We start from the raw sequence: 25,858 nt of genomic DNA, 5'->3' as shown, positions 1-25,858 counted from the left end.
GAATCAATGGGATATGAGTCGTGATTCCCCGACTCCGGGGACTGGAACGCTGGTGGATTGGAGGGCGGGGGTGAGCTTGCCCGGCCGACGGATCTCGCCGCGCATGGCGGCCGGGTACAGGAGTTCGCGAATGAAGGTGGCGTCGTTGCGAACGGTTTGCGCCGCCTCGGCATAGCCAAAAAATGCCAGGTAATCCGGCGCTTGCTGGATCAGCATTTCAAAGCCGGGCTGTGCTACCAGATGCCGTGCCCGGGCAGCCTGGACCAGCGGTGTCGGCTGGTTCTTCATCAAAATGTCCGCCACGGCCGCATGCGGAGCCAGCCGCGACACATCGCACGGCAGGGGATCACCGGCCTTGAGCCCCAGCGGCGAGGCATTCACCACCAGGTCATAGGCCGACGGGTCGCCGCTGGTCGCGGCCACAATGTTTGCCAGGGGCATCTGCGCCGCAGCAGCAAGCTGGCTTGCCAAGGCCTGCGCCTTGCCGGGTGCCGGATCATAGAGCGCGATTCCGGCCGGTGCGTGGCTACCCGCCAGCGCCAACGAAACGGCAATGGCGGCCGCAGCACCGCCGGCGCCCAGAATCAACACGCGCTTGCCGGCATAAGCCACCCCGAAGTAGTCCAGCGACAGCACAAAACCCTTGCCGTCGAACAGCGCGCCTTCCAGCTCGCCTGTTGCATTGCGGCGAATGCCATTCACCGCGCCGGCCATACGGCCAGCGTCGTTGCAGTGCGAGAGCAAGCCCATCACCCGCGATTTATGCGGAATGGTTACCAGCATGCCCTTGATGTTTTTGGCCAGGAAGGCAGTGCGCACGAAAGCCTCAATGTCCCGAAGGGCCACATGCACAGGCACCAGCACGGCATTGATGCCCAGCGTCCTGAAAATCAGGTTGAACACCTCGGGCGCCCGCACTTGCTCCACCGGATCGCCGGAGATCAAATACACATCGGTGCTGCCCTGAATGGTGGAATGCATGTCGAATTGGCGCTGAGTTTGTTCGATAATCGATTGAATTTGCTGATTTCGGCTGAACTTTAGTGGGTTGAAGCCTTAATTAAAAGCTTAAATTCAGCATTTGAGCGATTAACGATCAGTTTTGAGCGATCATCGATCAAAGCAAGGGTTTCACCCCATATTTACGGACTGAGCACTCCCACAATACTTGGCCCATGACAATGCCTGCCCCCTCAGTGCCGTCCACACCCGCGCTCGACAAACGTGACTGGATTGCCGGCCTCGAAAAAGGCCTGTCCATCATCGAATGTTTTGACGATGCCAACCCTCGCCTGACCGCCAGCCAGGCTGGCGCGCGCTGCGGCATGACGCGCACGGCCGCCCGCCGCTACCTGCTGACACTGGAATACCTGGGTTACGTGGCGGGCGACGGAAAGCTGTTCTGGCTGACCCCGCGCGTGTTGAGGCTTGGGCAGTCTTACCTGGAATCGGCCCGCTTGCCGCGCATCGTGCAGCCCTTCCTGCAGCGCGTGACCGCCGGCACGCAGGAGAGCGCGTATGTGAGCGTCATGGACGGCGACGAGGTCGTGTACATCGCACGCAATGGCAGCAGCCGCGCGATGAACACTGGCTACGTACTCGGCTCGCGCGTGCAGGCCCAGGTCACGGCCGCCGGCCTGCTGATGCTGTCCCTGCGCGAAGCCGGCTGGCTGGAAAACTGGTTCGCCACCCATGAACTCAAAGCCTACACGTCCTACACCATTGCCAGCAAGGAACGCCTGCGCATCGAGCTGGCACGCGTGCGCGCCCAGGGCTGGGCCCTTTCCGAGCAGCAGCTGGAACTCAATTACCGCGGCATTGCCGTGCCGCTGCGCGACCGGCATGGCGACGTGGCCGGCGCCCTGAGCGTAACCATGCCCATGGGACACGAATCGAGCGAAGAGGCCGTCGCCCGCGTGCTGTCGGTACTGCGCGAAACCGCCCAGGCCATGCGCAACCTGATCTGATCGGCATCAGCGCGCCGATAGCCCTGAAGCCGATGCAGCGAAGACGTCATCACCCACCCGGACCCACCCGGATGGAATTCCCGACAATCAGGCCTCAACACTGCCCGTGACGGGCTGCACGATGCCGGTGATATCGCTGGCGCAGACGGGCGAGGCCAAAATACATAGGCGGGCGACAGCTCCTCCGGCTGGGCTGGCGACCGGGATAGCAGTTTTTGGCATGAAGACTCCTGACAATGAAGTTTTCCAACCAGACACTGGTCCGGCGGTGACATACAGGAAAAATCCGCGCCTGCAACCAGGGCCTCGACTGGCATGAGACGGCATGGAGCGGCATCGCCGGCAGCATTCACCCGGATCACGCACAATCTGGGCACCCCACATGCAGACCCGACATTTCATCCAGCTCATCGCCCTGTCCGCCCTCTGGGGCGCATCATTTCCCCTGCTTCGCATTGCCAGCCCGGCCCTGGGTCCCTGGGTCGTCGCCAGCCTGCGCTGCACCCTGGCCGCCGTGGTGCTGACCGTCCTCATGCGCGCCCTGCGTGACCGCTGGCCTCCCCGCGCCGCCTGGCCGCGCCTGGCGCTGCTGAGCCTGCTCACCGTGGTCATTCCCTTTGTGCTTTTCAACTGGGCCGCCCTGGTCATTCCTGCGGGCTACTCGGCAGTGCTCAATGCCACGGCCCCGCTGTTCGGCGTGCTGGGGGCCGCCATTGCCGGCGAAGAAAGGCTGACCTCACGGCGCCTGCTGGGCTGTGCCGTGGGCTTTGTCGGCGTGGCGCTGCTGGTCCAGCTGGGACCGGTGGCCGTCACGCCGCAAGTCGTGCTGGCCGCGCTGGCATGCACAGCGGCGGCTGCCAGCTATGGCGTGGGCGCCATCCTGATGAAGCGCGCCACGCTGGCCTACGGACCGCTGCCGGCATCCGCCAGCGTGTTTGCCGCAGCCACCGTGATTTTGCTAATCCCCGCGGGCATGACTGCGCCTTCAGCGCATCCCACCGCCGGCGCAATGCTGGCCGTGGCCATGCTGGGCATCGTCACCTCGGGCTTCATGTACTGGATCAGCATGCGGCTGATGCGCGAAATTGCGGCCAGCGCGGCCACCTCGTCGGCTTTCATGATTCCACTGTTCGGGGTCACCTGGGGCGCGCTGTTCCTGGGGGAGCAGGTCACGGCCAGCATGCTCCCCGGCTGCGTGCTGGTGCTGGCCGCAACGGCGCTGATCACCGGCTTCAATCCTTTCCGGAGTTCATCGCCCGAACCCTGAGCCGGCAGAACCGCCGGGGAACCGCCGGAGAATCGCCGGTTTGTGCGCGGCCTCAGCCGCGTGCGCGCATGATGTCGGGCGTGCTGACCGTCACATCGGCATTTTGCGCACGCTGGCGCAGGGCATGCTCCATGACGACGAGCGCCAGCATGGCCTCGGCAATCGGCGTGGCGCGAATGCCCACGCAGGGGTCATGCCGGCCCTTGGTTACCACCTCGGCTGGCTTGCCGGCTGTGTCAATCGACTGGCGCGGCGTGATGATGGAGCTCGTGGGCTTGATGGCGATCGACACTTCCAGGTCCTGCCCGGTGCTGATGCCGCCGAGCACACCACCGGCATTGTTGGAAAGGAAGCCGTCCGGCGACAACGAATCGCCATGGGTTGTTCCTCGCTGGGACACGCTGGCAAAGCCCGCGCCGATCTCGACGCCTTTGACGGCGTTGATGCCCATCATGGCAAACGCAATGTCGGCATCGAGCTTGTCAAACAGCGGCTCGCCCAGCCCGACCGGAACGCCCGAAGCCGTGACCCGGATGCGCGCGCCGCAGGAGTCGCCGGCCTTGCGCAATGCATCCATATAGTCTTCAAGGTGGGAAACGTCAGCCACCGGCGCAAAGAATGGATTGCGGGACACATGCTCCCAGGACTCAAAGGGAATCGCGATGTCGCCGATCTGCGTCATGCAGCCACGAAAGCTGGCGCCATATTTTTCAGCCAGCCATTTTTTGGCCACTGCACCGGCGGCCACCATGGGCGCCGTCAGGCGAGCCGAGGCGCGGCCGCCACCGCGGGGGTCGCGCCGTCCGTATTTGTGCAGGTAGCTGTAGTCGGCATGACCGGGCCGGAAGGTTTCCAGGATGTTGCCGTAGTCCTTGCTGCGCTGGTCGGTGTTTTTGATCAGCAGGCAGATTGGTGTGCCGGTGGTCTTGCCCTCGTACACGCCCGACAGGATTTCCACCGCATCGGGCTCGTTGCGCTGCGTCACGTGGCGGCTGGTACCCGGGCGGCGGCGGTCCAGGTCGGCCTGGATGTCAGCTTCAGCCAGCGCCAATCCCGGCGGGCAGCCGTCAATCACGCAGCCAATGGCCGGGCCGTGGGATTCACCGAAATTGGTGACTGCGAAGAGGTTGCCAAAGGTACTGCCAGACATAGTGACACGATTTTAACCGTCGGCCATCGCCGGAGTACGACGGGAACACTTCATGCATGAAGGCACGGGCGCAAATGGCTGCGCACTACCGGAGGGCACCATGCTTGAGCGAACCAACACCCTGTTCTCACACGTCAAACCCGGCGACACGCCGTTCAAACCGGACGGATTGCGTGATTTCTTCCTCTACCGCGACCTGGGCATTGCCGAGGCGACCCATGGCATGGTCATCGCGCACTTGGTGAAGGCCAATATGGCACCAGAAAAAGGCACGGGCTGGCACCGGCATGAGGCGGATTTCCAGATCGTCATCATGCTAAAGGGCTGGGCCAGATTCATGTACGAAGACCGGGAAACGCTGGTTTCCGCCGGAGATTGCGTGCACCAGCGCCCCGGTATACGCCACTACCTGTTTGACTACTCGCCCGACATGGAATACCTGGAAATTGTTTCGCCGGCGGACTTCAAAAGCATTGACGTGGAGCCCGTGTGCGAGATCCCCGCGCCTACGCCCTGGGGGAAATAGCCCCCACGGTCGCTCACTGCGTGTAGCTCCCTGCCCCCCGAGGGGGCCGCTGCGCCTGCGGTCTGGCAAAGCCAGTCCCGCGGCCCCTGCTGGAATCTCTTGGCCCCCACGCTCCCCCACTGCGTGTGGTTCGCTGCCCCCCGAGGGGCGCTGCGCCTGCGGCCCCTGCTGGGCCTAAGAGCTACCCCTTCTACCACTTGCAGGTTGATGTCAATTCAGAACTCCGCGTCCAGTTCGTCAAAGTCATCAGGCTCTTCCTGCGCGGCGGCAATCCACTCCTGCATGGCGGGCAGCGTCCATATGCTGGTGCAATAGCCCACGCACAAGGCGTCAAGGGGGATGTCATAAGTCCTGAAACGACTGACCACCGGTGCGTACATGGCGTCCGCCATACAGGGCTTTTTGCCAAACAGGTAGGGCCCGCCATAGCGTGTGAGGCAGTCGGTCCATATGCCCACGATGCGCCGGATATCGGCGTCAGCACGCGACCATGTCCTGAACTTCGGGAAAAACGCCTTGATGTTCAGGGGCATGGACGAACGCATGACGCTGAAACCAGAGTGCATCTCGCCGCAGATGGCGCGGCAATGCGCCCGGACGGCCATGTCGCCGGGCAACAGGCCGGCCTTGGGATTGACTTCATGCAGGTATTCGCCAATGGCCAGCGTGTCCCACACCTTGATGCCGTTGTGCTCCAGGCTGGGCACCAATATGGAGGGTGACAGCAGCAGGATTTCGGCGCGCATGTCCGCATCGTCGGGAGGAATCACCTTCTCGGCGAACTCCAGACCGGCCAGCCTGGCAAGCAGCCAGCCGCGCAGCGACCAGGCGCCGTAGTTCTTGCTGCTGATGGTAAGGACTGCCTGAGCCATGATGCCGACGTCTTTCACAAAGGTAAAAGCAGCGCTGTTACGCCGTCCTCGCGCCAACAACCCTTGACGCAAGGTCATTGAGCAAGCCCTGTGCCAGAACTTGAATGTTGCCGGCTCCGATGGCGAATCTTTACATGTACAGGGCGGACGGGTCGCCAGCAGTGGCCCGTAAATTGCTCAGAGTTCACGCCGCCGCTCGCTCTGGCGCAGCAAGAAAGAAGCATGCTTTACCACGCCTATCAGTTGCAGTCTGACCTGACCTCCCCCCTGCGGATGTTCGCCGAACAGGCCGGAATGATGGTCGGCTCGGTCAAGTCTGGCCTGTCCAGTCCGGCCCCCCTGTTCCCATGGATCAGCCAGTCGGCCAGCAAACTCTCCGCAGCCTGCGAAGTGCTCGCTCGCCTGCGCCTGACGCACAGCAGGCCCGCCTACAACCTGGACGTGGTGCAGGTCGCCGGCGAACCGGTTGCCGTGACGGAACACAAAGTCTGCGAGTTGCCTTTTGGCACCCTGCTTCATTTCAGGAAAGCACTGGCCACCCCCATGCCGCGCGTGCTGCTGGTTGCGCCCTTGTCCGGCCACTTCGCCACGCTGCTGCGTGAAACGGCCCGCACACTGCTGGCCGACCATGACGTGTACATCACCGATTGGCATAACGCCCGCGATGTGCCTTTGGCCCAGGGTGAATTCGGGTTGGACCACTACACCAGCTACCTGATCAAATTTCTGGAAGTGCTGGGCCCAGGCACGCACATGATCGCGGTCTGCCAGCCCTGCGTGGCAGCCCTTGCCGCCACCGCACTCATGGCCGAAGACGACAACCCGGCACAGCCGAGCAGCCTGACCCTGATGGCCGGCCCGGTGGACTGCCGGGTCAACCCCACCGGTGTCAACGAACTGGCCAACAGCAAGCCGATCGAATGGTTTGAAAAAAACCTGATCAGCACCGTACCCTGGCCCCACAAGGGCCTGATGCGGCAGGTCTACCCCGGTTTTTTGCAGCTCACGGCGTTTTTATGCATGAACCTGGAGCGGCACAAAAAGTCGTTTGAAGACTTGTACCGGCATGTCCGGGAGGGCGAATTTGACAAGGCCCAGATCATCCGCGCGTTTTATGACGAATACCTGGCCGTCAACGACCTGCCGGCCAGTTTTTACCTCCAGACGGTTGCCAAGGTCTTTCAGACCTATGACCTGCCGCGGGGCGAACTCACCTGGCATGGCAGAAAAGTCAACCTCAAGGCCATACGGCGCACTGCCTTGCTGACAGTAGAAGGTGAGCGGGATGACATTTGCGCTGTCGGCCAGACCGTGGCTGCGCAAGACTTGTGCAGCAGCATCCGGCCTTACATGAAGACTCACCACGTACAAACTGGCGTGGGGCATTACGGTGTCTTCAGCGGCAAGAAATGGAACCAGCAAATCTACCCGCGGGTGCGGGACGTCATTTACAACAGCAACAACAGCGCAGGCTGAAGCGGCTCCTGCAAGGCTGGCCGGTTCAGGGATCAAGGGCGCCCAGGCTGTTGCCATTCGTCAGACTCCAAAGCTCCGCAACGAGGGTGGCCTGACAAAGCAGCTTGACCCATCTGCATGGCAAGCACAGAATGATGAGCGCTCGTTCATTGTTCCCAGCATCCAGTCGGGGTCATCATGAAAAAAAATTTCCTCGCCCGCCTCCTGGCGCTCGGCGTGTACGCAACAGCGCTCGCCGCTGGCGCACCAGCGGCCCTCGCCCAGGCGGTCCAGCCCCCGGCCACCCATCCCTACGCGCAGTCGCAACCGATTCCGGGGCGCTACATCGTGGTGTTCAAGGACAGCGTGGCCAATCCCGCCGCGGAAGCCGCCAATCTGGCGCGCGGGCTGGGCGGGCAACTGCACCACACCTACACCAGCGCCCTCAAGGGCTTTGCCGTCAGCCTTCCAGATGCCGCGCTGCAGGGCATCCGCAACAACCCGAACGTGGACTACATCGAGCAGGACCAGACGGTTTCGCTGAATGAAACCCAATTACCTGCAACACAAACGCAGTTCAATGCCACCTGGGGGCTGGACCGGATCGACCAGGTTGGCGCCCTGAACCCCCAGTACACCCTTTACAACTACAACTACACCGGCGCGGGCGTGCACGCCTTCATCATCGACACCGGGATTCGCGCGACGCACAGTGACTTTAATGGCCGTGTAAATGTCGGCGCCGGCTTCACCGCGATAACCGATGGCAATGGCACCAACGACTGCAACGGCCATGGCACACACGTCGCCGGCACGGTGGGCGGTGCCACCTGGGGCGTGGCAAAGGGGGTCTCACTGATTCCGGTGCGCGTGCTCAATTGCAGCGGTTCCGGCAGTTGGAGCGGAGTGATTGCCGGCATCGACTTTGCGGCCAACAGCCCGCTGCGGCCCGCCGTGGCCAACATGTCGCTGGGCGGCAGCGCATCGTCCTCGGTGGACGCGGCCGTGGCGGGTGCGGTCAATAAAGGCGTAACCATGGTGGTGGCGGCCGGCAACAGCAATGCCGACGCCTGCAGCGACTCCCCGGCGCGAGCGCCGAGCGCCATCACGGTGGGGGCGACCACAAGCGGCGACGCGCGCGCCTCGTATTCCAACTACGGCACCTGCCTGGACATTTTCGCGCCAGGCAGTGGCATCACTTCGGCCTGGAACACCAGTGACAGCGCCACCAACACCATCAGCGGCACGTCCATGGCTTCGCCCCATGTAACCGGGGTCGCCGCGCTGGCGCTGGCAGCCAATACCGCGGCATCGCCTGGGGCAGTGGTTTCCTTCCTGACCGCCAACGCCTCGGCCAACCGCCTCACGGCCATTGGGTCCGGCTCGCCCAACCTGCTGGTTTATTCGCTCGCGCCGGGCGCGCCGCAGGAGCCCGTCAAGCAGACCGTTGCCGTCTCGTCCATGACGAACAGCGCGGTCAGTTATAGAAACGGCTGGCGCGCGTCCGCGGTGGTGACCCTTCGCGACGTGAAAAACAGCGGCGCTGTCGTGGCAAACGCCACGGTGTCAGGGAGTTTCTCGCCGGGTGGCTCAGTCAGCTGCGTGACGGACCAGACCAGTAGTTGCAAGCTGACCAGCGCAACGATTAACAAAAACACGCCCTCGACCACCATGAGCGTGACCGGCGTTTCGGGCCCACTGATAATTTACGACGCAAGCCAGAACACAGTTACCCAGACCGTCATCAGCAAACCCTGAGCAGGCTCACGTCCGACAAGCAAAGCGGGGCAACCCGCCTCACGGCAGCTTGGACTCGCCCTCTTCTTCCTGCTCGGCCGGCCAATCGCGGATGTAGGCCTTGAGCATCTTGTTCTCGAAGTTCTGGCTGTCCACCACAGCCTTGGCGACGTCGTAAAAACTGATCACACCCATCAGCATTTTCTGGTTCATCACGGGCATGTAGCGCGCGTGGCGATCCAGCATCATGCGGCGAACTTCGTCGAGCTCGGTTTCTGACGTGCAGGTTAACGGATGGTCGTCCATGGCCGTGCGTACCAGGGTGTTGCCGATCTCGCCACCATTTTTGACGATGCAGACGATCACCTCGCGGAAGGTCAGCATGCCCACCAGGTCGCCATGCTCCATGACGACCAGCGATCCGATGTCCTTGTCCGCCATGATCTGGGTCGCCTTGGCCAGTGGCTCATCAGGCTGAACGGTGTAAAGCGTGTTGCCTTTAACGCGCAGGATGTCAAGAACCTTCATCGCTTTCTCCTCGGTTGGTCTTTCATTGTCCCACCGCAACTGGCATTACAGCCAGGCCGCGCCGGGGAATTCGGTTTAAATATAGCCCACAATCAAACAGCGGGCTATAACGATTTCGCTGGCCGTCCAGCCAGGTGCCGCCTGCAGCTTACGCATTTTTCTATTGGAGACTTCCCATGCCCGGCTACTCCGACCCCGGTTTTGACACCCTGGCGCTGCACGCGGGTGCGGCACCCGACCCCGCCACGGGCGCCCGCGCGGTGCCGATTCACCTCACGACTTCCTTTGTCTTCGAGTCGAGCGACCACGCCGCCAGCCTCTTTAACCTGGAACGCGCGGGCCATGTTTATTCGCGCATCAGCAACCCCACCAATGCGGTGCTGGAGCAGCGCGTAGCGGCGCTGGAAGGCGGTATTGGCGCCATTGCCACCGCCAGCGGGCAAGCCGCCCTGCACCTGTCGATTGCCACGCTGATGGGCGCCGGCTCGCACATTGTGGCCAGCACCGCCCTGTATGGCGGCTCGCAAAACCTGCTGCACTACACGCTGCGCCGCTTCGGCATTGAAACCACCTTTGTGAAACCCGGCGACCTGGACGGCTGGCGTGCCGCCGTGCGCCCCAACACCAAGCTCTTTTTTGGTGAGACCGTGGGCAATCCGGGGCTGGACGTGCTGGACATTTCCGCCGTGGCCGCCATTGCCCATGAAACCGGCGTGCCGCTGCTGGTCGATTCCACCCTGACCTCGCCCTGGTTGATCAAGCCTTTCGACCACGGCGCCGATTTGGTGTACCACTCCGCGACCAAGTTTTTGAGCGGCCACGGCACGGTCATCGGCGGCGTTGTCGTCGACGGCGGCTCGTTTGACTGGGAAAAGTCGGGCAAGTTTGCCGAACTGACCGAGGCCTACGAGGGCTTTCACAACATGGTGTTCAGCGAGGAAAGCACCGTGGGCGCCTTCTTGCTGCGCGCGCGCCGCGAAGGCCTGCGCGACTTTGGCGCCTGTATGAGCCCGCACACCGCCTGGCTGATTTTGCAGGGCATCGAAACCCTGCCGCTGCGCATGGCGCGCCACATGAGCAACACCGAAAAAGTGGTGGACTTCCTCGCCAGCCATGCGCTGGTGTCGCGCGTTGGCCATCCCCTGCTGGAAACCCACCCCAGCCACACACTGGCCAAAAAACTGCTGCCGCGCGGCGCCGGTTCGGTGTTCAGCTTCGATATCAAGGGCAACCGCGCACAGGGCAAGGCCTTTATTGAGGCACTCAAGGTGTTCAGCCACCTGGCCAACGTGGGCGACTGCCGCAGCCTGGTGATTCACCCCGCCAGCACCACGCACTTTCGCATGAGCGATGAAGCTTTGCTGGGCGCCGGCATCACGCAGGGCACGATCCGTCTGTCGATCGGGCTGGAAGACCCGGACGACCTGATGGATGACCTGAAGCGGGCCCTCAAGGCTGCCGAGAAAGCGGGGGCCTGAATGTTGCACCCCCACCCCCACACTCACCACTTCGTGTTTTCGCCGTCCCCCGAGGGGGCCATCGCCTCCCTAGGGGCGGCCCGTCGGGAGTCTTGATCATGTACCTCACCGTCAACGGCCACAAGACCTATTGCTACACCGGCGGCAAGCCCTTTGATGCGGCCAGGCCCACCGTCGTCTTCATCCACGGCGTGCTCAACGACCACAGCGTGTGGATTTTGCAGACGCGCTACTTCGCCCACCACGGCTGGAACGTGCTGGCGCCCGACTTGCCGGGCCACTGCAAAAGCGAAGGTGCTCCTCCAAAATCCGTGGAAGAAGCCGCCCGCTTCATCACGGACCTGCTGGATGTGGCGGGTGTTCCCAAGGCTGCGCTGGTCGGCCACAGCCTGGGTTCGCTGATCGCGCTGGAGGTGGCAGGCGGCGCGCCCGAGCGGGTCAGCCAGCTGGTGATGGTGGGCACCGCGTTCCCGATGAAAGTCTCGCCCGCCCTGCTCGACACGTCGCTGAACCAGCCGATGAAAGCCATCGACATGGTCAACATGTTTTCGCACTCCATGCTGGCCCCACCGCCCTCTTCGCTCGGCCCCGGAACCTGGTTGTACGGCGGGTCGAAGGCGCTGATGCGGCGGGTGTTGTTCAGCAATCCGGCCGTCAACCTGTTTCACACCGGCTTCAAGGCTTGTGATGACTACACCACTGGCGAATCAGCCATGGAGCGCACCCGCTGCGAAGTGCTTTTCGTCCTTGGCCGCAATGACCAGATGACGATGCCCAAAGCCGCACGGGGACTGATCGGCAAAGCCGCCAAAGGCAAGGTCGTGACGCTGGAAGCGGGCCACCAGCTGATGACCGAGGCGCCTGATGCGGTGCTGTTCGCACTGAGGGATTTTCTGCAGCCATGACGCCTGACGGTTCAGGGGCTTCCTGCGGGCGCTCTTCGATGGCCAGCCCCCTTCATCAGGGGCGAATCCAGTGCTCGGGCGTGTGCTGAACAGCCTGCAGCAGTTGTTGTGTGACCAGCAAATGGGGCGTGAGCTTCACATCAGAGCCCTGCAACGAGTCCAGCAGACGCGACAGCGTCTCTGCATGCGGCAGCAAGGGGCCCATAAACTGCATGCCCTCCGCCTCGGCGATCAGCAGCGTCGGGAAGGTCTCCACCTCCATATCGCCAACCAGATCGGCCTGGTCTTCAATATCCAGCCAGACGAAGCGGCTGGAGGGGTAACGCGCCGCCATCTGTGCAAACACGTCGCTGTAATCGCGGCACAGGCCGCACCAGTCGGCGCACAGGCAGATGACCCAGCGAACCCGTGAGTGGACCTCCGGCGCGGACGGAGGGTGTGACGGCAGGGATGTAGTGTTGCTCACGCAGCCACTTTACCGTTTTATGGAAGTCCGGGCGGCACTCTGTAATTTTCGGATTCGAGCGTTGATCCGGTACGTCGATCCGTTGGTTATTCGATAGTGGGTCGAATGGCTGGATTCGCTACCTGGAATCGTGACCGGGAAGCGCCTTGAAAACCCCGCTCTTGAGCACCTTGAGGCTGGCTACACCTGCACTCAGGGCGGCTTCATGGGTCGGATACGGATGGTCTGACGTATCGATGGGAATGTCAGCCCTATGCTCTTCTGCCGACAGCTGGGTGACCACCCAGTAAAAAAGGCCGTCTGACGGCTCCTTTACCCTGACAGAGAGCGGACCCGAGAGGCTTGTTGACGGCACGCTCATACCGCTACACCGAGTTCGTTGCCCACATCCTGTGCCGCAGGGCCAACCTCGGCGACTGCCAGACGCAATGCCGCCTCGCTGCAACCCAGCGCGGCCACCCAGAAATTCACCGAGGCTTCTTCGTTGATGTTGATCGGCTCGTTTTTCAGCGCACGAAGATCGGGTTGTTGCTCACTCAAAGGTGTTCTCAAAGGCAAAGGGGAAGTCACGTTGTTTCTCCGGTAGTGAAATGTTCGACTCGGTGAAATCTTCCCGTGCTGGTTTGACGTGCCTTGTAAGAATTTCACCCGTGCGCTTGAAGGCGCGGGCGAAAAAACAGGGGCGGCAAAGAGGCAGCAAGACTGCCCGAAAGTTGCGCCACCATGCCGCTATTCGCGGCCTTCACTCATTCGCGTGGGCTGCAGTCGGACCCGAGGACTGCCGGGGCGCGGGCGTGCTGTTGCGGTTGCTGTTGCTGTTGCTAGTCGTAGGCCCCCCGGCCTCCTTTTTATGGGCATAGGTCTTGTATAACCTGGCAGCAAGGCCGGACGTGATGGCGAGAACAATCAATTTCTTGAGCATGGAAACCTCCGTGAGTCAATGACAGTGACATTGACGGTGCAAGAGGTCTGCGGGTATGCAGTCGAAACACCGCAGCGCACCCCTGGCGCCAGTCACGGGAGATGGTACGAAGGCCCGGCGCATGGGCCTATGCCTGCGCGGGCTGTGCGAACTGTCAGACTGGAAGCCGGAGGAGGCAACGGCACGGGTGGCTCAGGCCCGAAAATGCGATGGAAGCTTTGGCAGGGGGTAGAAGGCTATCTGCGCTGCGCGCCATCCAGTTCAATGCCGATCTCCTTCATCTTGATGCGTCGCTCAACGGCCCGACTCCACAGCAAAAAGTCCTCGTTGGTGGGTGCTGGTCCGCGGCCCATCTGGTAAGCCTGCATTTTCGCGGTGAGCTGCTCGTAGATTCGCTCTGCCTCCAGGGAGGCTGCTCGTTCGTCAGTAATGGCTTCCTGCAGCTTTTCCCTGGGGTTTTTTTCTTCGGACATCGGTACGCCTTAAAGACTGAATAAGATATTTTGTTACACATGCCTCAAAATAAGCAAGCGCTTTACCGTCGCACCCGCAGGGAACCGATATGACCCGTTGCTCGTTACGCTATATTTCTTATAGCGCATCACGCAGATTAATAGCCGGCCATCGGGCTTTTTCCCATAATTTTTTGACCGAATCCGCCTTGTCCAGCAGCAGCAACTGCATCAGCGGCTCCAGCGGCGTGGTGTCCGGGTCGGCCAGTAGCAGGTAGCGGGACTCCACCGCACCTTCCGCCTCGTTGAGCTGCCCCACCCAGTCCAGCCCCACCAGGGTTTCCAGCACAGGCTCGAGCTGCAGCACGTCGACCTCCAGCTGTTCGGCCAGCTGGGAGGCACTCACCCCCTTGCGCGCGGTGATGCGCACCAGGTTCAATTGCTGCAGCACCTCGATGGCCAGTTGAAAATACCAGCCGTGCGCGCTGCCCCGGCGCGCTACGCCGGCCAGCAGGCTGGGCAGGTAGGCGGCGATGACCGCCCCCATCAGAACGATGACCCAGGAGAGGTAAATCCACACCAGCAGGATAGGCAAGGTGGCGAATGCACCGTAAACCAGCGAGTAGGTCGGCACCGAACTGAGGTACAGGCTGACGACCCGCTTGCCCAGCTCCAGGCCCGCGGCCACGAACAGCCCCCCCATCCAGGCATGGGACCATTTCACGTAGGTATTGGGCACGTAACGGTACAGCGCCGCCATGCCGCCAGCCATCAGGAAGAACTGGAGGACGTCCAGCAGGAAACGCAGGCTGATGGGCATCACGCCCACCAAGCCCCGGGAGGCCGACAGCACATAGGAGGTCACCGCCAGGCTGGCCGCCAGCAACAACGGCCCCAGGGTAATGGCAGCCCAGTAAATCAGCACGCGCTGCGCCAGCGGCCTGGCCTTTCTGACACGCCAGATCCCGTTGAGGGTACGGTCTATCGTCAAAATCAGCGCAATGGCAGTCACCAGCAGCAGCACCAGTCCGGCGATACCCAGCTTGTTGGCTTGCCGGCTGAACTGGGTCAAATAACCCAGTACCTGCCGGGCGATGTTGTCGGGAATCAGGCTTTGAACCAGCCAGGCCTGCAAGGCGCCCTGCAGTTTGGCAAACATGGGGAATGCCGTAAAAATGGCCAGCGCAACGGTGAAGAAAGGCACCAGGGCAATCGAGGTGGTGAAGGTCAGGCTGCTGGCCGTCAGGCCCATGTGGTCTTCGCGGAAACGGTCGCGAAGCGTGAGGGCGGTGTGGCGCCACGGAAAATGGGACAGGTCGCTTAACAACGCCTGCAGGGATTGCTGGAATTTCATCCCCGGTATCATGCCTGACGGCAAATCAGAAAATCGACCGATCGGTGATTCAGCGGATGACGCGGATCCACCCGATTGATGACACTCCACTTCATGAACAAAGCAACCCAAATTGACATCACGCGATGGCTGGCCCTGGGCAGCGTGGCCGGCCTGATTGTGCTGGGCCTGGCCTGGGAACTCTGGCTGGCGCCCATCAGGCCCGGCGGCTCCCTGCTTGCGCTCAAGGTCCTGCCGCTGTGCGTTCCACTGGCCGGCATCCTGAAAAACCGCATGTACACCTACCGCTGGGTCAGCCTGCTGGTGTGGATTTACTTCACCGAGGGCGCGGTGCGGGCCTGGAGCGACCGCGCGCCGGGCAACTACCTGGCCATGCTCGAGGTCCTGCTGTGCCTGGTGCTTTTTGCGGCCTGTGCGCTGCATGTACGGGTACGACTGAAAAATGCGGTGCCAGCCGCCGCCACCGGAGAAAAGACAGCATGAGCACTCACCCTGATTTACTGGAAACCCTGAGGCAGATCGCCGGCCCCGGCCAGGTACTCAGTGACGGCGACCTGACGGCCTGGGAACTCGACTGGCGAAAGCGCTCGCGCGGCAAGGCTCTGGCCGTGGTCAGGCCCGCCATCACCGCGGAAGTGGCCGCCATCGTCAAGGCCTGCGCGGCGGCTGGCGTGAGCATCGTCACGCAGGGCGGCAACACCGGGCTGACGGTCGGCTCCATCCCCGACGAGTCAGGCCGGCAGGTGGTGCTCAGCCTGCAGCGCATGAACGCCGTGCGCCAGATCGATGCGGCAAATCTCACCGTCACCGTGGAAGCCGGCTGCATTTTGCAAACGCTGCAGGAGGCTGCCGACAAGGCCGGTTTTCTTTTCCCCTTAAGCCTCGCCGCCGAAGGCAGCTGCACCATTGGCGGCAACCTGGCGACGAATGCCGGCGGCACGCAGGTGGTGCGCTACGGCAATGCGCGTGATTTGTGCCTGGGGCTGGAAGTCGTGACGGCTCAGGGTGACATCTGGAACGGCCTGTCCGGCCTGCGCAAGGACAACACGGGCTACGACCTGCGAGACCTGTTCATCGGCAGCGAAGGCACGCTCGGAATCATCACCGCCGCCACACTCAAGCTCTATCCGCAGCCCGCCGTCCAGCTGACCGCATGGGCGGCCGTGCCCTCGATGCAGGATGCCGTGAGCCTTCTTGCGCTGGCCCACCAGCACCTGGGCGCCGGCCTGACCGGCTTTGAGGTCATGGGGCAGTTTGCCCTGAGCCTGGTCGCCAAAAACTTCAAGCAGCTACGGGTACCGCTTCATGAAGAAACCGCGTTCTGCGTGCTGCTCGAAAACTCCGATCAGGAATCGGAAACCCATGCCCGCGCGCAGTTCGAAAAGCTGCTGGAGACCGCGCTAGAGCAGGGCTGCGTGACAGATGCGGTGGTCGCTGAAAATCTGGCCCAGGCCCACCAGCTCTGGCACATCCGTGAAAGCATTCCGCTGGCCCAGGCCGAGGAAGGACTGAACATCAAGCACGACATCTCGGTGGCCGTTTCGCGCATTCCGGAGTTTGTGGAGGTCACCGATGCCCTGCTGATGCAAGCCATCCCGGGCGTGCGGCTGGTGAATTTTGGCCATCTGGGCGACGGCAACCTGCACTACAACGTGCAGGCGCCCGCCAGCGGCGATGCCGCAGCGTTTTTGCGCGATCACGAGGAAGAAGTCAATGCCTTGGTCTACGACTCGGTGACAAAATTCGGCGGTTCGATTTCTGCCGAGCACGGTGTCGGCAGCTTGAAACTCGACAAGCTGGAGCAGCACAAATCACCGGTGGCCCTTAGCATGATGCGGGCCATCAAGCGGGCGCTGGACCCGCAGAATCTGATGAATCCAGGGCGAGTGCTGCGAATATAGATTTGCCGTCCGGGTGCAGGCCACGAAGGGTCAAACTGGCCCGGCAATCAACAGCTCGCACCACCACCACCGCCGTCCCGGCCTGGCTCCCACACCAGGCGCTCGCCGCTTTCCCTGAGGCGCGTCCCGAACTCTTCGGACAGGGCCCGCATGCGGCGGCACAGCTGGGCACACAAGGGCTCCTGGGCCAGGCGGACTTCGGCAAGCCTCAATATCACGGGTACGCACTCGAGGCGAACCAGCCTGCCTGCTTCGAGCGTGACAAGAAACAGGAAGGACCAGTCATTGCGCAGCCAGGGGTCGACGGCATAGTCGTCGATGAAGTCACCCGTGTCGTAGAGAATCGGCTTGTCCTTGTAGATCTCGACCCCGTGAAACAGGTGGGCGCTATGCCCGAAGTACACGTCCGCCCCCAGCTCGATCGCTGCGTGTGCAAAGTCGCGAAAATGGCGCGGTGGGTACAGGGTCATATTTGGCCCCCAATGGTTGGAGAGCACGACGATGTCGGCGCCGGCGGAGCGCGCCGCCTGGATGCTGGCGCCGATCTGCGCCAGCGTGTCGGCGTCAGTCGAGACCGGTAGATAGTAGGTGCCCGGACGCGTGGCGGTGGCCGCAAACGCCGCTTCGTTGTCCGTCAGCGCGATGAGCGCGATGCGGGTTCCGTCCGCGTGAATGAAAGCAGGACGCCTGGCCTCGCCCAGGTCGTGTCCGGCGCCGGCATGCGCAATACCGGCGTGGTCCAGGTGATGCAGGGTATCGAGCAGGCCCACCTCGTTAAAGTCGAGCACGTGGTTATTGGCGAGCGATACCGCGTCGATCCGCGCGGCACGCAATACCTTGACGGCCCCCGGGGCGGCGCGAAAATGGAACACTTTTTCCGTGCGCGTCCACCGTTCGGTGTGGGTCGTGATGGCGCACTCGAGATTGACGATGCGGGCGTCGGCCGCCGCCATGACGGGCAGCACATCGCCCCAGGGTTTTGCCGCCGGCTTTCGCCGTACGGCGTCGTTGACGAGCCGCCCGAGCATCACGTCGCCCGCCAAAGCCAAAGTGGTCACGTTCCCCTCCTCATGGATTCCAGGCACCTCGTTCGATGGCTGCGCGCAGTGAAACTACTGCCGGGCTTTGGCGGCCAGCAAGGCAGCACGCCGCTCGAGGCTCGCCGGGGTCCAATGGTCCCTGGCCTTGTAGTACTCGGCAACTGCGGGGGTCGTCGGCGCCAGCACCACCCAGGGCTGTTTCGATGAAGTGAAAATATGAATGTCGGGCGGCAGACGGTCGGGCTCGTCCAGTGTTCCGACGCGGACAAAGCGCATCAGGTCGCCTGCGCCGGCGTAGTTGCTCCAGACGGCGATGCGGCACCTGGGACAACGCGCGATCTTCTGGCCTTTGCCGCTGTTCGACGGCGTATCGACCAGTTCGACCTCGCCTTGCAACAACTCCACGCGATCGGCTTCGATCAGTGCGTTGAGCGCAAAAGAGCTTCCGGTTTCACGCTGGCACCAGCGGCAATGACAGCAGTGAACGAACATTGGCTTCGTCGTCATGCGGTAGCGCACCAGGCGGCAGGTACAACCGCCTTCAAAGAAGAGAACTGGTTCGTCAGTGGTCACAGGCATCTCTTGTCAACGTCGGATTGGAAAGCGCCGGCGGGGCATGTCCCTGCAAGAAAGGAAATGATGCGCAATACAGCCATCAAGCCGGGTAGCAACAGCCCCGATAAAAATACTGTACCCGAACTTTTTACCGTGGAACAGGCCCCATGGCGTCCGCCGGGAGATGCTGTGCCAGGAAGCGCCCCAACGCCTCACGCCATGCCTCACGCGTGAACAGAAAACCGTAGTTATGGCCACCGGCCAGCTCCAAAAACGCTTTTGGCTCCCGGGCGGCGGCAAACAGCCGCTCGCCGTGGCGAAACGGCACGATGTCGTCCTGCCGGCTATGGGCAATGAACACCGGGCTCGAGACGCGCCCGAGGGCCTCCAGCGTGTCGTAGCGGTAGCGCGCCAGCCACCGCGCCGGCAGCCAGGGATAGAGCTCTGCCGCCAGCTCGGGCACCGAGACGAAGCATGACGCGAGCACCAGCGCCCCGGGGCGCTCGGAGGCAGCAAGCCGGGCGACGACGGCGCCGCCCAGGGACTCGCCCACCAGCACGATGCGACCGGACGGAAATCCCCGCTCCGCCACGAGGTGGCGCCAGGCGGCGCGGGCATCGGCGTAGGTGCCCTCCTCGCTTGGTTTGCCTTCGCTGCGGCCGTAGCCGCGGTATTCGAGCAACAGCAACGAGTAGCCGAGGCGGTGGAACATGCGGGCGTAGTCCAGCCGGTGCGATATGTTGCCGGCGTTGCCGTGGGCGAGCAGCACCGCGCCGCGCGCCGCCGGCGCGGGGACGTACCAGGCCTCGATCCGGACTCCGTCTTCCGTCGACAACCACACCGCCTCATAGTCGAGCCCGGCATCCTTGGGCGTCTGCAGAATCTGCCGCCCCGCATCGGGGAAGTAAAGAAGGTGTCCCTGCAGCACAAACACGATGGCCAACAACACGGCATACGCCGCACCGCCCACGGTCAACATTTTTAGCAAGACATCCATCGTCCGCACCGAAAAAAGGGGACGCCCTTGTAGCCAGGCCGCTGTCTGGACGGGAGCGTCTGTTGTGTTGACATGCTGGCTCGCAGGCTTGACCGTACCGCTCGTCGCCTCAGGAGTGCCGGCGGCGCAAATGCGAGACGACCAGACCTATGGCCACGCCGGCCAGCAGGCCCAAACCGCCGCTCAGCAGCGCTTCGCTCGCGAACAATCCGGACGTAGACGGTGGTTCGGGCAGGACAGACGGCAATAGAGCTCTCCACTCGATCGACGTAATCTGTGTCATTTTCGAGGCATCGTTCAAGCCGAAGACGCAGATCTCACCGCCCGACAGTTTGCAAAAACGCTCGGTGGGGCAGCTGGTGAGTATGTCCTGGGGAGCGCCCTCAGCGCACTTGGCGCCCGCGCTGCGCAGGACCTGCAGGGTCACCTCGGGATGCTTGGTGAGTTGCTCCGGCATGGCGGTCTCCAGCTCAACATGTGCGCGACGCGGCAGGGTAGTGGTCAGGCACGATGGATGGTCGCATTCCTTGAGCGGCCTGACGATCGGCCTGACGCTGAGGTGCAGCCGTCTGTCAGGCGCGCCTTTGCTTTCTACAAGCCCCTGGCGAGTACAAAGTCAAAAACACTGCGGCGTAGCTTGCCGTCCTGCTTTAAATCAATGGCCAACGATGGCTTGCGGCCGGCCCACGGATCTTTGGCAATGAAGGGGTCGCCCTTGAAATAGAGCTGCGTTGTCACCGGAACATGCAGCGATTCCATGACCCGAAAGTGAATATGCGCAGGTCGCGTCAGCCCCCCATATTTCTCGAGCCCCGGGAGATTTGGCGGAATAGGGTATCGGCCCGGCACAATCGTCTCAATCTCGTATTGCCCCTTTTCATTCGTATACAGCATCCCCCGCAAGTGGAAAGTGCCGGCCTCGGTGAAGTTGCCTGGCTTGTTGGTGTCGTATAAGCCAGCGTGATTCGCTTGCCACACCTCGATCAAGGCCCCCGGGAGAGGTGTACGGCAGTCTGAACTGAACACTGTGCCGGTCAGAACAAGCCTGTCACCGGGCTCGTCAGGACCTGCCAGCCGGGAGTGAGATGGCGCGCCGAACCGATAGAACGGACCGAGGACTTCGGACTCGGTGGGCCGACAGCCTTGCCTGGCAGCAAAAGCGGGGCCGGCCAGAAGCCCGCCCCCAAGTATCACGGCACTCTTGTGTAAGAGGATTCGTCGTGAGAAGCCCAAGCCAGCCCTCGGAAATTGATGCTTGTCCATGTTTGCTGCCCTTCTGGATGTTTACACTCGCTGTAGACATAAAGACACGCCTGACGTCAACGCTGACCGGCCCGAGTAGGCGGTGCGACGCGCCGCTTGCTCGGGCCAGGTTGAGCGCAGGATTAGCCTAGCGTGCCGGTCGGCGGAAAGCAAGCAGCGGCGGACGCGCGGTAGGGGAAGGCGAGACCCCATGGCTGCGGAGGCACTGAGTAACTGGGGTCAGCGTCCAATTAGCCCGTCAAACCCAAGGATTGTCCAGCGCAGGAAACCAGCAGACAACGCCAGTCCGCATAAAATCTGCCATCCCCGGCCTGGAAAAGTTGCTGCTGCAGCGGGGCAAGGCACTCAAAATCATCAAGCTGTTGGCTATCCATGAACACCCCTCCCGAAAACCGCCCTGACCGCCCCATCCGCTCCCAGTACGAAGACTTCATGCGCCACGTCGACACGCACGGTGTCTTCAAGGCCGACCGCACGGGCACTGGCACCAAGAGCGTGTTTGGTTACCAGATGCGTTTTGACCTGAACGAAGGTTTTCCGTTGGTGACGACCAAAAAGGTTCACCTCAAATCCATCGTGCAGGAGCTGCTGTGGTTTCTAACCGGCAGCAGCGACAACAACTGGCTGAAAGAGCGCGGCGTGACAATTTGGGATGAGTGGGCCCGCGAAGACGGTGACCTGGGCCCGGTCTATGGCGTGCAATGGCGCAGTTGGCCGACGCCTGACGGCGGGCATATTGACCAGATCAGCGAAGTCATCAAGACGCTGAAGACCAACCCCGACTCGCGCCGCATCATCGTGAGCGCCTGGAACGTGGCTGACCTCTCCAAGATGGCGCTGATGCCTTGCCACGCATTTTTTCAGTTCTACGTCGCGCCTGCCACGGAAGCTGGCGGTAAAGGCAAGCTCAGTTGCCAGCTCTACCAGCGCAGCGCCGACATCTTCCTCGGCGTGCCCTTCAACATTGCCAGCTACGCGCTGCTCACGCACATGGTGGCGCAGCAGTGCGACCTGGACGTGGGCGACTTCATCTGGACGGGCGGCGACTGCCACATCTACAGCAACCACGCCGAGCAGGTGGCCCTGCAATTGAGCCGCGCCCCCTTCCCTTATCCGACACTCCACATCAAGCGCAAGCCCGAGTCGATCTTCGACTACCAGTTTGACGACTTCGAGTTCCTGGACTACCAGCACCATGCGGCCATCAAGGCGCCGGTAGCGGTGTAGTTCATGCGCATCAACATGATTTTTGCCCGCGCCGCCAACGGCGTGATCGGCAACAACAATCGCATGCCCTGGCATCTGCCGGAAGACATGGCCCACTTCAAGCGCCTGACCCAGGGCTGGCCCGTCATCATGGGGCGAAAGACCTGGGACTCACTGCCGCCCAAATTCCGCCCCCTGCCCGGCCGCCGCAACGTGGTCATCACGCGGCAGCAGGGTTGGAAAGAAGATGGCGCCGAGCCCGCTTCCAGCCTGGCCGACGCTTTGAGCCTTTGCGGGCAGTCTGAAGAAGTCTGGGTCATCGGTGGCGCGCAAATTTACGCGCAAGCCGAGCCCCTGGCGCAGCGCATCGAAGTCACCGAAATTGCCCAGGACTTTGAAGGGGATGCCTTTGCGCCCCCGCTGGGTTCCGAATGGATTGAAGCTGCGCGTGAGGATCACATCTCCTCCAATGGGCTGAAATTCAGTTTTATCACTTACGACAAACACAAGGGGAATTGACATGTCAGGAGCCGGATTTCACGTCCACGGGCCGCACGACCACGAGCTGGAGCATGCCGCCCAGGGCGCTCATGGCGCAGCACACGACAGCGGCGGCGGCATGATCGCGCAGATCGCCGTCGTGACGGCCATCATTGCGACCGTGGGGGCCATTTTTGCCTACATGGGCGGTGCGACCCAGGCCAATGCAGGCCTGTATAAAAATAACGCCGCCATCAAAAAAACCGAAGCCTCCAACCAGTGGAATTACTTTCAGGCCAAGAGCACCAAGCAGTCACTCGCCGAATTCGCCCGCGATCTGGCGCCTGAAGACAGGAAGGTCGCCTACCAGAGCAAGATCGAGCGCTACGAAAAAGAGAAGAACGAAATCAAGACAGCAGCCGAGAAACTGGAGGCTGAAGCTGCCACCTGGGACAAGTCGTCGGACAACCAGATGCATCAGCACCACCGCTGGGCGCAGGCCACCACGGTGCTGCAGGTCTCCATCGCGCTGGCGGCCATTGCCCTGCTGACACGCAAGCGTTGGCTGGAATACGGCATGTTCGCACTGGCCGGCGTGGGCATGGCGGTCGGCGCGCTCGCCTTGCTGCATATTTAATAGCATCTCCTCCTTATCTTGCTTGCCCTGGAGCTCCAAAACCATGAAAATCGCCACCTGGAACGTCAACTCGCTGGCCGTGCGGCTGCCGCAGGTCCTTGACTGGCTGGTGGCGAATCCGGTGGATGTGCTGTGCCTGCAGGAACTCAAACTTTCCGACGACAAGTTTCCGCTGCAGGCACTGGCCGATGTGGGCTACCAGAGTGCGGTGTTCGGCCAGAAGACCTACAACGGCGTGGCCATTTTGAGTCGCACGCCGGCACGTAACATCGTGAAGAACATAGCCGGCTTCACGGATGAGCAGTCGCGCGTGATTGTTGCGACGCTGGACACACCGAGCGGCGAGGTGCGCGTTGTCAACGGCTATTTTGTCAACGGCCAGGCACCGGGCACCGAGAAGTTTGAATACAAGATGCGCTGGCTCGACGGCCTGCGCGCGTGGCTGCGCGAAGAACTCGTCCGGCACCCGAAGCTGGTGCTGCTGGGTGACTTCAACATCACCGCAGACGACCGCGACACGTATGACGCGCAAGGCCTGCACGAAACGATTCATCACACCACCGACGAACGGCAACACCTGCAGGGACTGTTCGGGCTCGGCCTGCACGATGCGTTCCGCCTGTTCGAGCAGCCGGAAAAAACCTACTCATGGTGGGACTACCGGGAGTTCGCGTTTCGCAGGAATCGCGGCCTGCGCATTGACTACATCCTGGTGAGCAATGCACTCATGCCAGCCGTAAAAAGCTGCTTGATCGACAAGCTGCCACGCAAAAACGAGCGCCCGAGCGACCACGCGCCGGTCGTGGCGGAACTCGATTGGCTATAAAAATAATATCAATAATGAGCCATCTAACAATGGATATGGCCATTATTTATTTAAAACCCAGGCCCTGTCCCTCGCACCGGGTCGGCGCGCGTCCGACTCCGCCAGTTGGCCCGCTGGCTGCCTCGTTTTTATGACGCCGCGCCAATGCAGGCAGGCCGCAAAAACCTTGCTCGCCATATAGGCCGCCAACACAAACAACATACCGCCGCCTATGCCCGGCAGCCAGCCAGGCAGTCGCCAACGCAGCCCAGCGGGAGCAACCGGTAAATCAGAATGCCACGGCCTGGCCGTCCTTGCGCGGGTCGGAGCCGGCGACGTAGCTGTCGCCACGCCTGTACACCAGCTGCGCGCCGCCAAAGGCAAAAACACCATCACCGCGCTCTACAGTGACCTCATGCCCGCGCGCAGCAAGCTCGCGAACCACGTCCGCGTCAAAGTTCGGTTCAACGGCCACCTTGCGTCCGCCCGTCACTCGCCAGCGTGGCGCATCGGCCGCGGCTTGCGGATTCTGCCCGTAGTGGAGCACGCGCAAGGCCATTTGCACATGGCCTTGTGACTGCATCGGCCCCCCCATCACACCGAAGGCCATTTGCGGCGTGCCGTCGGCATGCATGGCGAACGCCGGAATGATGGTGTGCGAAGGGCGCTTGGCAGGCCCTACCTGATTGGCATGTCCCTGCTGCAGGGAAAAGCCATGGCCTCGGTTCTGCAGGCTGACGCCGGTGCCTGGCACAACAACGCCCGAGCCAAATCCCATGTAGTTGGACTGGATGAAGGAGACCATCATGCCGGAGGCATCCGCCGTTGCCACATAGACGGTGCCGCCCGGCTTGGGCGCACCATGGCCGGGGTCGGCAGCCCGGTGACGGTCAATCAGCCTGGCTCGCTCGGCCAGGTAGGCTGGGGCCAGCAGCGCGCAGGGCGGGATCTGCATGGCGTCAATGTCGGCGTTGTATTGATGCAGGTCTGCCAGCGCGAGTTTCATTGCCTCAATCGACAGGTGCACCGTATCAACATGGTCAGGCGGCTGGTTGCCAATCCCCAATGCCTCCATCATGCCCAGCGCCATCAAGGCTGCAATGCCCTGCCCATTCGGCGGCAGTTCGTGCACCATGGAACCAGCGAAGGGCTGCGCCAGCGTGCCGCACCAGTCGGCGCTGTGGTTGGCCAGATCATCCTCCGTCAGCGCCGCGCCATGGGCTTTGGCATGGGCCGCGATGCGCTTGGCCACCGCGCCGCGGTAAAACGCCTCGCCATGGCTTTCGGCAATAGCCTCCAGCGTGCTCGCATGAGCCTCGCTGCGAAACAATTCACCCGCGCGCGGGGCGCGGCCATCGGGGAGAAAGCATTCGGCAAAGCCAGGCTGCTCGCCCAGCCGCACACCGCCCAGCGCCCATAAATGCGCGATGACTGGCGATACCGCAAAGCCGTTGCGTGCGTAATCAATGGCAGGCGCGGCCAGGGCGGTGAACGGCAGGCGGCCGAAACGGCGCGACAGTGCGCTCCAGGCCGAAACAGCACCAGGCACCGTGACGGCCTCCCAGCCTTTGTCGGGCATTGCACCGTGGCCAGCAAAACGGTCGGCTGACCAGGCCGCGGGCGAACGGCCGGAGGCGTTCAGACCGTGCAACTCCTTGCCATCCCAGACAATCGCGAAGCCATCGCTGCCGAGGCCGCAGCCGGTCGGCTCGACAACCGTCAACGCCATCGCCGTGGCGATGGCGGCGTCAACGGCATTGCCTCCGGCAAGAAGCATGCGCAGGCCAGCCTGTGCAGCGAGTGGCTGCGAGGTACTGACAACGTTGCGCCCCAGCACGGCAGAACGGGCCGAGGCATAGGGATTCGCGAAGTCCATGGCGGATGGAATGGGCATG

28 protein-coding genes are annotated in these 25,858 nt (G+C 62.4%); 13 read left to right on the top strand and 15 right to left on the bottom strand.

Going from position 1 to position 25,858, the window contains the following annotated elements; all coding sequences use genetic code 11:
- Positions 1-3: 3 nt before the first annotated feature.
- On the bottom strand, positions 4-981 hold the full coding sequence (locus AC1DS5_RS13610) for a shikimate dehydrogenase family protein (RefSeq protein WP_477718793.1): 978 nt from the start codon (positions 979-981) through the stop codon (positions 4-6).
- A 194-nt stretch (positions 982-1,175) separates the two neighbouring features.
- On the opposite strand from AC1DS5_RS13610, the gene AC1DS5_RS13605 reads away from it, so the two are divergent.
- Positions 1,176-1,967, top strand: a complete 792-nt coding sequence (locus tag AC1DS5_RS13605; protein ID WP_477718792.1) for an IclR family transcriptional regulator domain-containing protein — start codon at positions 1,176-1,178, stop codon at positions 1,965-1,967.
- 87 nt (positions 1,968-2,054) lie between these two features.
- Here AC1DS5_RS13605 and AC1DS5_RS13600 read toward each other — a convergent pair whose 3' ends face one another.
- Positions 2,055-2,189 (bottom strand): hypothetical protein, encoded by a 135-nt coding sequence (locus tag AC1DS5_RS13600; protein WP_477718791.1) that lies wholly within the window; start codon positions 2,187-2,189, stop codon positions 2,055-2,057.
- Positions 2,190-2,349: 160 nt separating this feature from the next.
- On the opposite strand from AC1DS5_RS13600, the gene AC1DS5_RS13595 reads away from it, so the two are divergent.
- On the top strand, positions 2,350-3,234 hold the full coding sequence (locus tag AC1DS5_RS13595; RefSeq protein ID WP_477718790.1) for a DMT family transporter: 885 nt from the start codon (positions 2,350-2,352) through the stop codon (positions 3,232-3,234).
- A gap of 52 nt (positions 3,235-3,286) precedes the next feature.
- Here the strand turns inward: AC1DS5_RS13595 and aroC are convergent, their stop codons facing one another.
- A complete protein-coding gene (gene aroC, locus AC1DS5_RS13590) occupies positions 3,287-4,384 on the bottom strand; it encodes a chorismate synthase (protein ID WP_477718789.1) in 1,098 nt (365 codons plus the stop codon).
- A gap of 100 nt (positions 4,385-4,484) precedes the next feature.
- On the opposite strand from aroC, the gene AC1DS5_RS13585 reads away from it, so the two are divergent.
- Positions 4,485-4,910, top strand: coding sequence for a cupin domain-containing protein (locus AC1DS5_RS13585; protein WP_477718788.1), 426 nt, complete (start codon positions 4,485-4,487; stop codon positions 4,908-4,910).
- Between the two features lie 215 nt (positions 4,911-5,125).
- On the opposite strand, the gene AC1DS5_RS13580 is transcribed toward AC1DS5_RS13585, so the two are convergent.
- Positions 5,126-5,782 (bottom strand): glutathione S-transferase family protein, encoded by a 657-nt coding sequence (locus tag AC1DS5_RS13580; protein ID WP_477718844.1) that lies wholly within the window; start codon positions 5,780-5,782, stop codon positions 5,126-5,128.
- A 222-nt stretch (positions 5,783-6,004) separates the two neighbouring features.
- Between AC1DS5_RS13580 and AC1DS5_RS13575 the strand changes: the two genes are divergently transcribed.
- Both AC1DS5_RS13575 and AC1DS5_RS13570 read left to right on the top strand, forming a co-directional pair.
- Entirely contained in the window at positions 6,005-7,258 is a 1,254-nt protein-coding gene (locus tag AC1DS5_RS13575) for a polyhydroxyalkanoate depolymerase (protein WP_477718787.1), read from the top strand.
- 177 nt (positions 7,259-7,435) lie between these two features.
- A complete protein-coding gene (locus AC1DS5_RS13570; RefSeq protein ID WP_477718786.1) occupies positions 7,436-8,995 on the top strand; it encodes a S8 family peptidase in 1,560 nt (519 codons plus the stop codon).
- A 39-nt stretch (positions 8,996-9,034) separates the two neighbouring features.
- Here the strand turns inward: AC1DS5_RS13570 and AC1DS5_RS13565 are convergent, their stop codons facing one another.
- Positions 9,035-9,502, bottom strand: a complete 468-nt coding sequence (locus AC1DS5_RS13565) for a CBS domain-containing protein (protein ID WP_477718785.1) — start codon at positions 9,500-9,502, stop codon at positions 9,035-9,037.
- 176 nt (positions 9,503-9,678) lie between these two features.
- Between AC1DS5_RS13565 and AC1DS5_RS13560 the strand changes: the two genes are divergently transcribed.
- The gene (locus tag AC1DS5_RS13560; protein ID WP_477718784.1) at positions 9,679-10,980 is read left to right on the top strand and encodes an O-acetylhomoserine aminocarboxypropyltransferase; all 1,302 of its coding nucleotides are present in this window, start codon (positions 9,679-9,681) and stop codon (positions 10,978-10,980) included.
- A gap of 98 nt (positions 10,981-11,078) precedes the next feature.
- Entirely contained in the window at positions 11,079-11,885 is an 807-nt protein-coding gene (locus tag AC1DS5_RS13555) for an alpha/beta fold hydrolase (protein WP_477718783.1), read from the top strand.
- Between the two features lie 55 nt (positions 11,886-11,940).
- Here AC1DS5_RS13555 and AC1DS5_RS13550 read toward each other — a convergent pair whose 3' ends face one another.
- From AC1DS5_RS13550 to AC1DS5_RS13535, 4 genes are all read right to left on the bottom strand, one after another.
- The gene (locus AC1DS5_RS13550; protein ID WP_477718782.1) at positions 11,941-12,351 is read right to left on the bottom strand and encodes a thioredoxin family protein; all 411 of its coding nucleotides are present in this window, start codon (positions 12,349-12,351) and stop codon (positions 11,941-11,943) included.
- Between the two features lie 357 nt (positions 12,352-12,708).
- On the bottom strand, positions 12,709-12,891 hold the full coding sequence (locus AC1DS5_RS13545; RefSeq protein WP_477718781.1) for a DUF3606 domain-containing protein: 183 nt from the start codon (positions 12,889-12,891) through the stop codon (positions 12,709-12,711).
- A gap of 618 nt (positions 12,892-13,509) precedes the next feature.
- Positions 13,510-13,746, bottom strand: coding sequence for a hypothetical protein (locus AC1DS5_RS13540; RefSeq protein ID WP_477718780.1), 237 nt, complete (start codon positions 13,744-13,746; stop codon positions 13,510-13,512).
- 118 nt (positions 13,747-13,864) lie between these two features.
- Complete coding sequence (locus AC1DS5_RS13535; protein WP_477718779.1) at positions 13,865-15,079, bottom strand: YihY family inner membrane protein; 1,215 nt, start codon at positions 15,077-15,079, stop codon at positions 13,865-13,867.
- 93 nt (positions 15,080-15,172) lie between these two features.
- On the opposite strand from AC1DS5_RS13535, the gene AC1DS5_RS13530 reads away from it, so the two are divergent.
- Entirely contained in the window at positions 15,173-15,562 is a 390-nt protein-coding gene (locus AC1DS5_RS13530; RefSeq protein ID WP_477718778.1) for a DUF2069 domain-containing protein, read from the top strand.
- Entirely contained in the window at positions 15,559-16,980 is a 1,422-nt protein-coding gene (locus AC1DS5_RS13525; RefSeq protein WP_477718777.1) for an FAD-binding oxidoreductase, read from the top strand. Before AC1DS5_RS13530 ends, AC1DS5_RS13525 begins: the two co-directional genes overlap by 4 nt.
- Positions 16,981-17,027: 47 nt before the next feature.
- Here AC1DS5_RS13525 and AC1DS5_RS13520 read toward each other — a convergent pair whose 3' ends face one another.
- The 5 genes from AC1DS5_RS13520 to AC1DS5_RS13500 all read right to left on the bottom strand — a co-directional run bounded on the left by AC1DS5_RS13520 (position 17,028) and on the right by AC1DS5_RS13500 (position 20,835).
- A complete protein-coding gene (locus tag AC1DS5_RS13520; RefSeq protein ID WP_477718776.1) occupies positions 17,028-18,038 on the bottom strand; it encodes a CapA family protein in 1,011 nt (336 codons plus the stop codon).
- Between the two features lie 54 nt (positions 18,039-18,092).
- Entirely contained in the window at positions 18,093-18,593 is a 501-nt protein-coding gene (locus AC1DS5_RS13515) for a GFA family protein (protein WP_477718775.1), read from the bottom strand.
- 130 nt (positions 18,594-18,723) lie between these two features.
- Positions 18,724-19,572, bottom strand: a complete 849-nt coding sequence (locus AC1DS5_RS13510) for an alpha/beta hydrolase (protein WP_477718774.1) — start codon at positions 19,570-19,572, stop codon at positions 18,724-18,726.
- Between the two features lie 109 nt (positions 19,573-19,681).
- Entirely contained in the window at positions 19,682-20,029 is a 348-nt protein-coding gene (locus AC1DS5_RS13505; protein WP_477718773.1) for a hypothetical protein, read from the bottom strand.
- A 134-nt stretch (positions 20,030-20,163) separates the two neighbouring features.
- Entirely contained in the window at positions 20,164-20,835 is a 672-nt protein-coding gene (locus AC1DS5_RS13500) for a dioxygenase family protein (RefSeq protein WP_477718772.1), read from the bottom strand.
- A gap of 372 nt (positions 20,836-21,207) precedes the next feature.
- Between AC1DS5_RS13500 and AC1DS5_RS13495 the strand changes: the two genes are divergently transcribed.
- The 4 genes from AC1DS5_RS13495 to xth are packed head-to-tail and all read left to right on the top strand — an operon-like array spanning position 21,208 to position 23,984.
- Positions 21,208-22,062: a thymidylate synthase gene (locus AC1DS5_RS13495; protein WP_477718771.1), complete on the top strand. Its 855-nt coding sequence runs from the start codon at positions 21,208-21,210 to the stop codon at positions 22,060-22,062.
- A 3-nt stretch (positions 22,063-22,065) separates the two neighbouring features.
- Positions 22,066-22,560, top strand: coding sequence for a dihydrofolate reductase (locus tag AC1DS5_RS13490; protein WP_477718770.1), 495 nt, complete (start codon positions 22,066-22,068; stop codon positions 22,558-22,560).
- A gap of 1 nt (position 22,561) precedes the next feature.
- Entirely contained in the window at positions 22,562-23,158 is a 597-nt protein-coding gene (locus AC1DS5_RS13485) for a DUF4337 domain-containing protein (RefSeq protein ID WP_477718769.1), read from the top strand.
- A 43-nt stretch (positions 23,159-23,201) separates the two neighbouring features.
- Positions 23,202-23,984: an exodeoxyribonuclease III gene (gene xth / locus AC1DS5_RS13480; RefSeq protein WP_477718768.1), complete on the top strand. Its 783-nt coding sequence runs from the start codon at positions 23,202-23,204 to the stop codon at positions 23,982-23,984.
- A 268-nt stretch (positions 23,985-24,252) separates the two neighbouring features.
- Here the strand turns inward: xth and AC1DS5_RS13475 are convergent, their stop codons facing one another.
- Positions 24,253-25,857 carry a gamma-glutamyltransferase family protein gene (locus tag AC1DS5_RS13475; RefSeq protein ID WP_477718767.1) on the bottom strand — a complete coding sequence of 535 codons (1,605 nt, stop codon included), beginning with the start codon at positions 25,855-25,857 and terminating at the stop codon, positions 24,253-24,255.
- Between the last annotated feature and the right edge of the window lies 1 nt (position 25,858).

Source organism: Polaromonas sp. P4_H1, from assembly GCF_056400945.1.
This window is presented reverse-complemented; position numbering and strand designations above follow the sequence as displayed.

Bases quoted from the DNA above. Each gene is read 5' to 3' on its own strand.
- AC1DS5_RS13565 (WP_477718785.1), bottom strand. From the start codon at position 9,502: ATGAAGGTTCTTGACATCCTGCGCGTTAAAGGCAACACGCTTTACACC.
- AC1DS5_RS13490 (WP_477718770.1), top strand. From the start codon at position 22,066: ATGCGCATCAACATGATTTTTGCCCGCGCCGCCAACGGCGTGATCGGC.
- AC1DS5_RS13605 (WP_477718792.1), top strand. From the start codon at position 1,176: ATGACAATGCCTGCCCCCTCAGTGCCGTCCACACCCGCGCTCGACAAA.
- xth (WP_477718768.1), top strand. From the start codon at position 23,202: ATGAAAATCGCCACCTGGAACGTCAACTCGCTGGCCGTGCGGCTGCCG.
- AC1DS5_RS13610 (WP_477718793.1), bottom strand. From the start codon at position 981: ATGCATTCCACCATTCAGGGCAGCACCGATGTGTATTTGATCTCCGGC.
- AC1DS5_RS13485 (WP_477718769.1), top strand. From the start codon at position 22,562: ATGTCAGGAGCCGGATTTCACGTCCACGGGCCGCACGACCACGAGCTG.
- AC1DS5_RS13525 (WP_477718777.1), top strand. From the start codon at position 15,559: ATGAGCACTCACCCTGATTTACTGGAAACCCTGAGGCAGATCGCCGGC.
- AC1DS5_RS13540 (WP_477718780.1), bottom strand. From the start codon at position 13,746: ATGTCCGAAGAAAAAAACCCCAGGGAAAAGCTGCAGGAAGCCATTACT.
- AC1DS5_RS13575 (WP_477718787.1), top strand. From the start codon at position 6,005: ATGCTTTACCACGCCTATCAGTTGCAGTCTGACCTGACCTCCCCCCTG.
- AC1DS5_RS13495 (WP_477718771.1), top strand. From the start codon at position 21,208: ATGAACACCCCTCCCGAAAACCGCCCTGACCGCCCCATCCGCTCCCAG.
- AC1DS5_RS13585 (WP_477718788.1), top strand. From the start codon at position 4,485: ATGCTTGAGCGAACCAACACCCTGTTCTCACACGTCAAACCCGGCGAC.
- aroC (WP_477718789.1), bottom strand. From the start codon at position 4,384: ATGTCTGGCAGTACCTTTGGCAACCTCTTCGCAGTCACCAATTTCGGT.
- AC1DS5_RS13475 (WP_477718767.1), bottom strand. From the start codon at position 25,857: ATGCCCATTCCATCCGCCATGGACTTCGCGAATCCCTATGCCTCGGCC.
- AC1DS5_RS13555 (WP_477718783.1), top strand. From the start codon at position 11,079: ATGTACCTCACCGTCAACGGCCACAAGACCTATTGCTACACCGGCGGC.
- AC1DS5_RS13600 (WP_477718791.1), bottom strand. From the start codon at position 2,189: ATGCCAAAAACTGCTATCCCGGTCGCCAGCCCAGCCGGAGGAGCTGTC.
- AC1DS5_RS13510 (WP_477718774.1), bottom strand. From the start codon at position 19,572: ATGGATGTCTTGCTAAAAATGTTGACCGTGGGCGGTGCGGCGTATGCC.
- AC1DS5_RS13580 (WP_477718844.1), bottom strand. From the start codon at position 5,782: ATGGCTCAGGCAGTCCTTACCATCAGCAGCAAGAACTACGGCGCCTGG.
- AC1DS5_RS13505 (WP_477718773.1), bottom strand. From the start codon at position 20,029: ATGCCGGAGCAACTCACCAAGCATCCCGAGGTGACCCTGCAGGTCCTG.
- AC1DS5_RS13570 (WP_477718786.1), top strand. From the start codon at position 7,436: ATGAAAAAAAATTTCCTCGCCCGCCTCCTGGCGCTCGGCGTGTACGCA.
- AC1DS5_RS13500 (WP_477718772.1), bottom strand. From the start codon at position 20,835: ATGGACAAGCATCAATTTCCGAGGGCTGGCTTGGGCTTCTCACGACGA.
- AC1DS5_RS13535 (WP_477718779.1), bottom strand. From the start codon at position 15,079: ATGAAATTCCAGCAATCCCTGCAGGCGTTGTTAAGCGACCTGTCCCAT.
- AC1DS5_RS13530 (WP_477718778.1), top strand. From the start codon at position 15,173: ATGAACAAAGCAACCCAAATTGACATCACGCGATGGCTGGCCCTGGGC.
- AC1DS5_RS13595 (WP_477718790.1), top strand. From the start codon at position 2,350: ATGCAGACCCGACATTTCATCCAGCTCATCGCCCTGTCCGCCCTCTGG.
- AC1DS5_RS13560 (WP_477718784.1), top strand. From the start codon at position 9,679: ATGCCCGGCTACTCCGACCCCGGTTTTGACACCCTGGCGCTGCACGCG.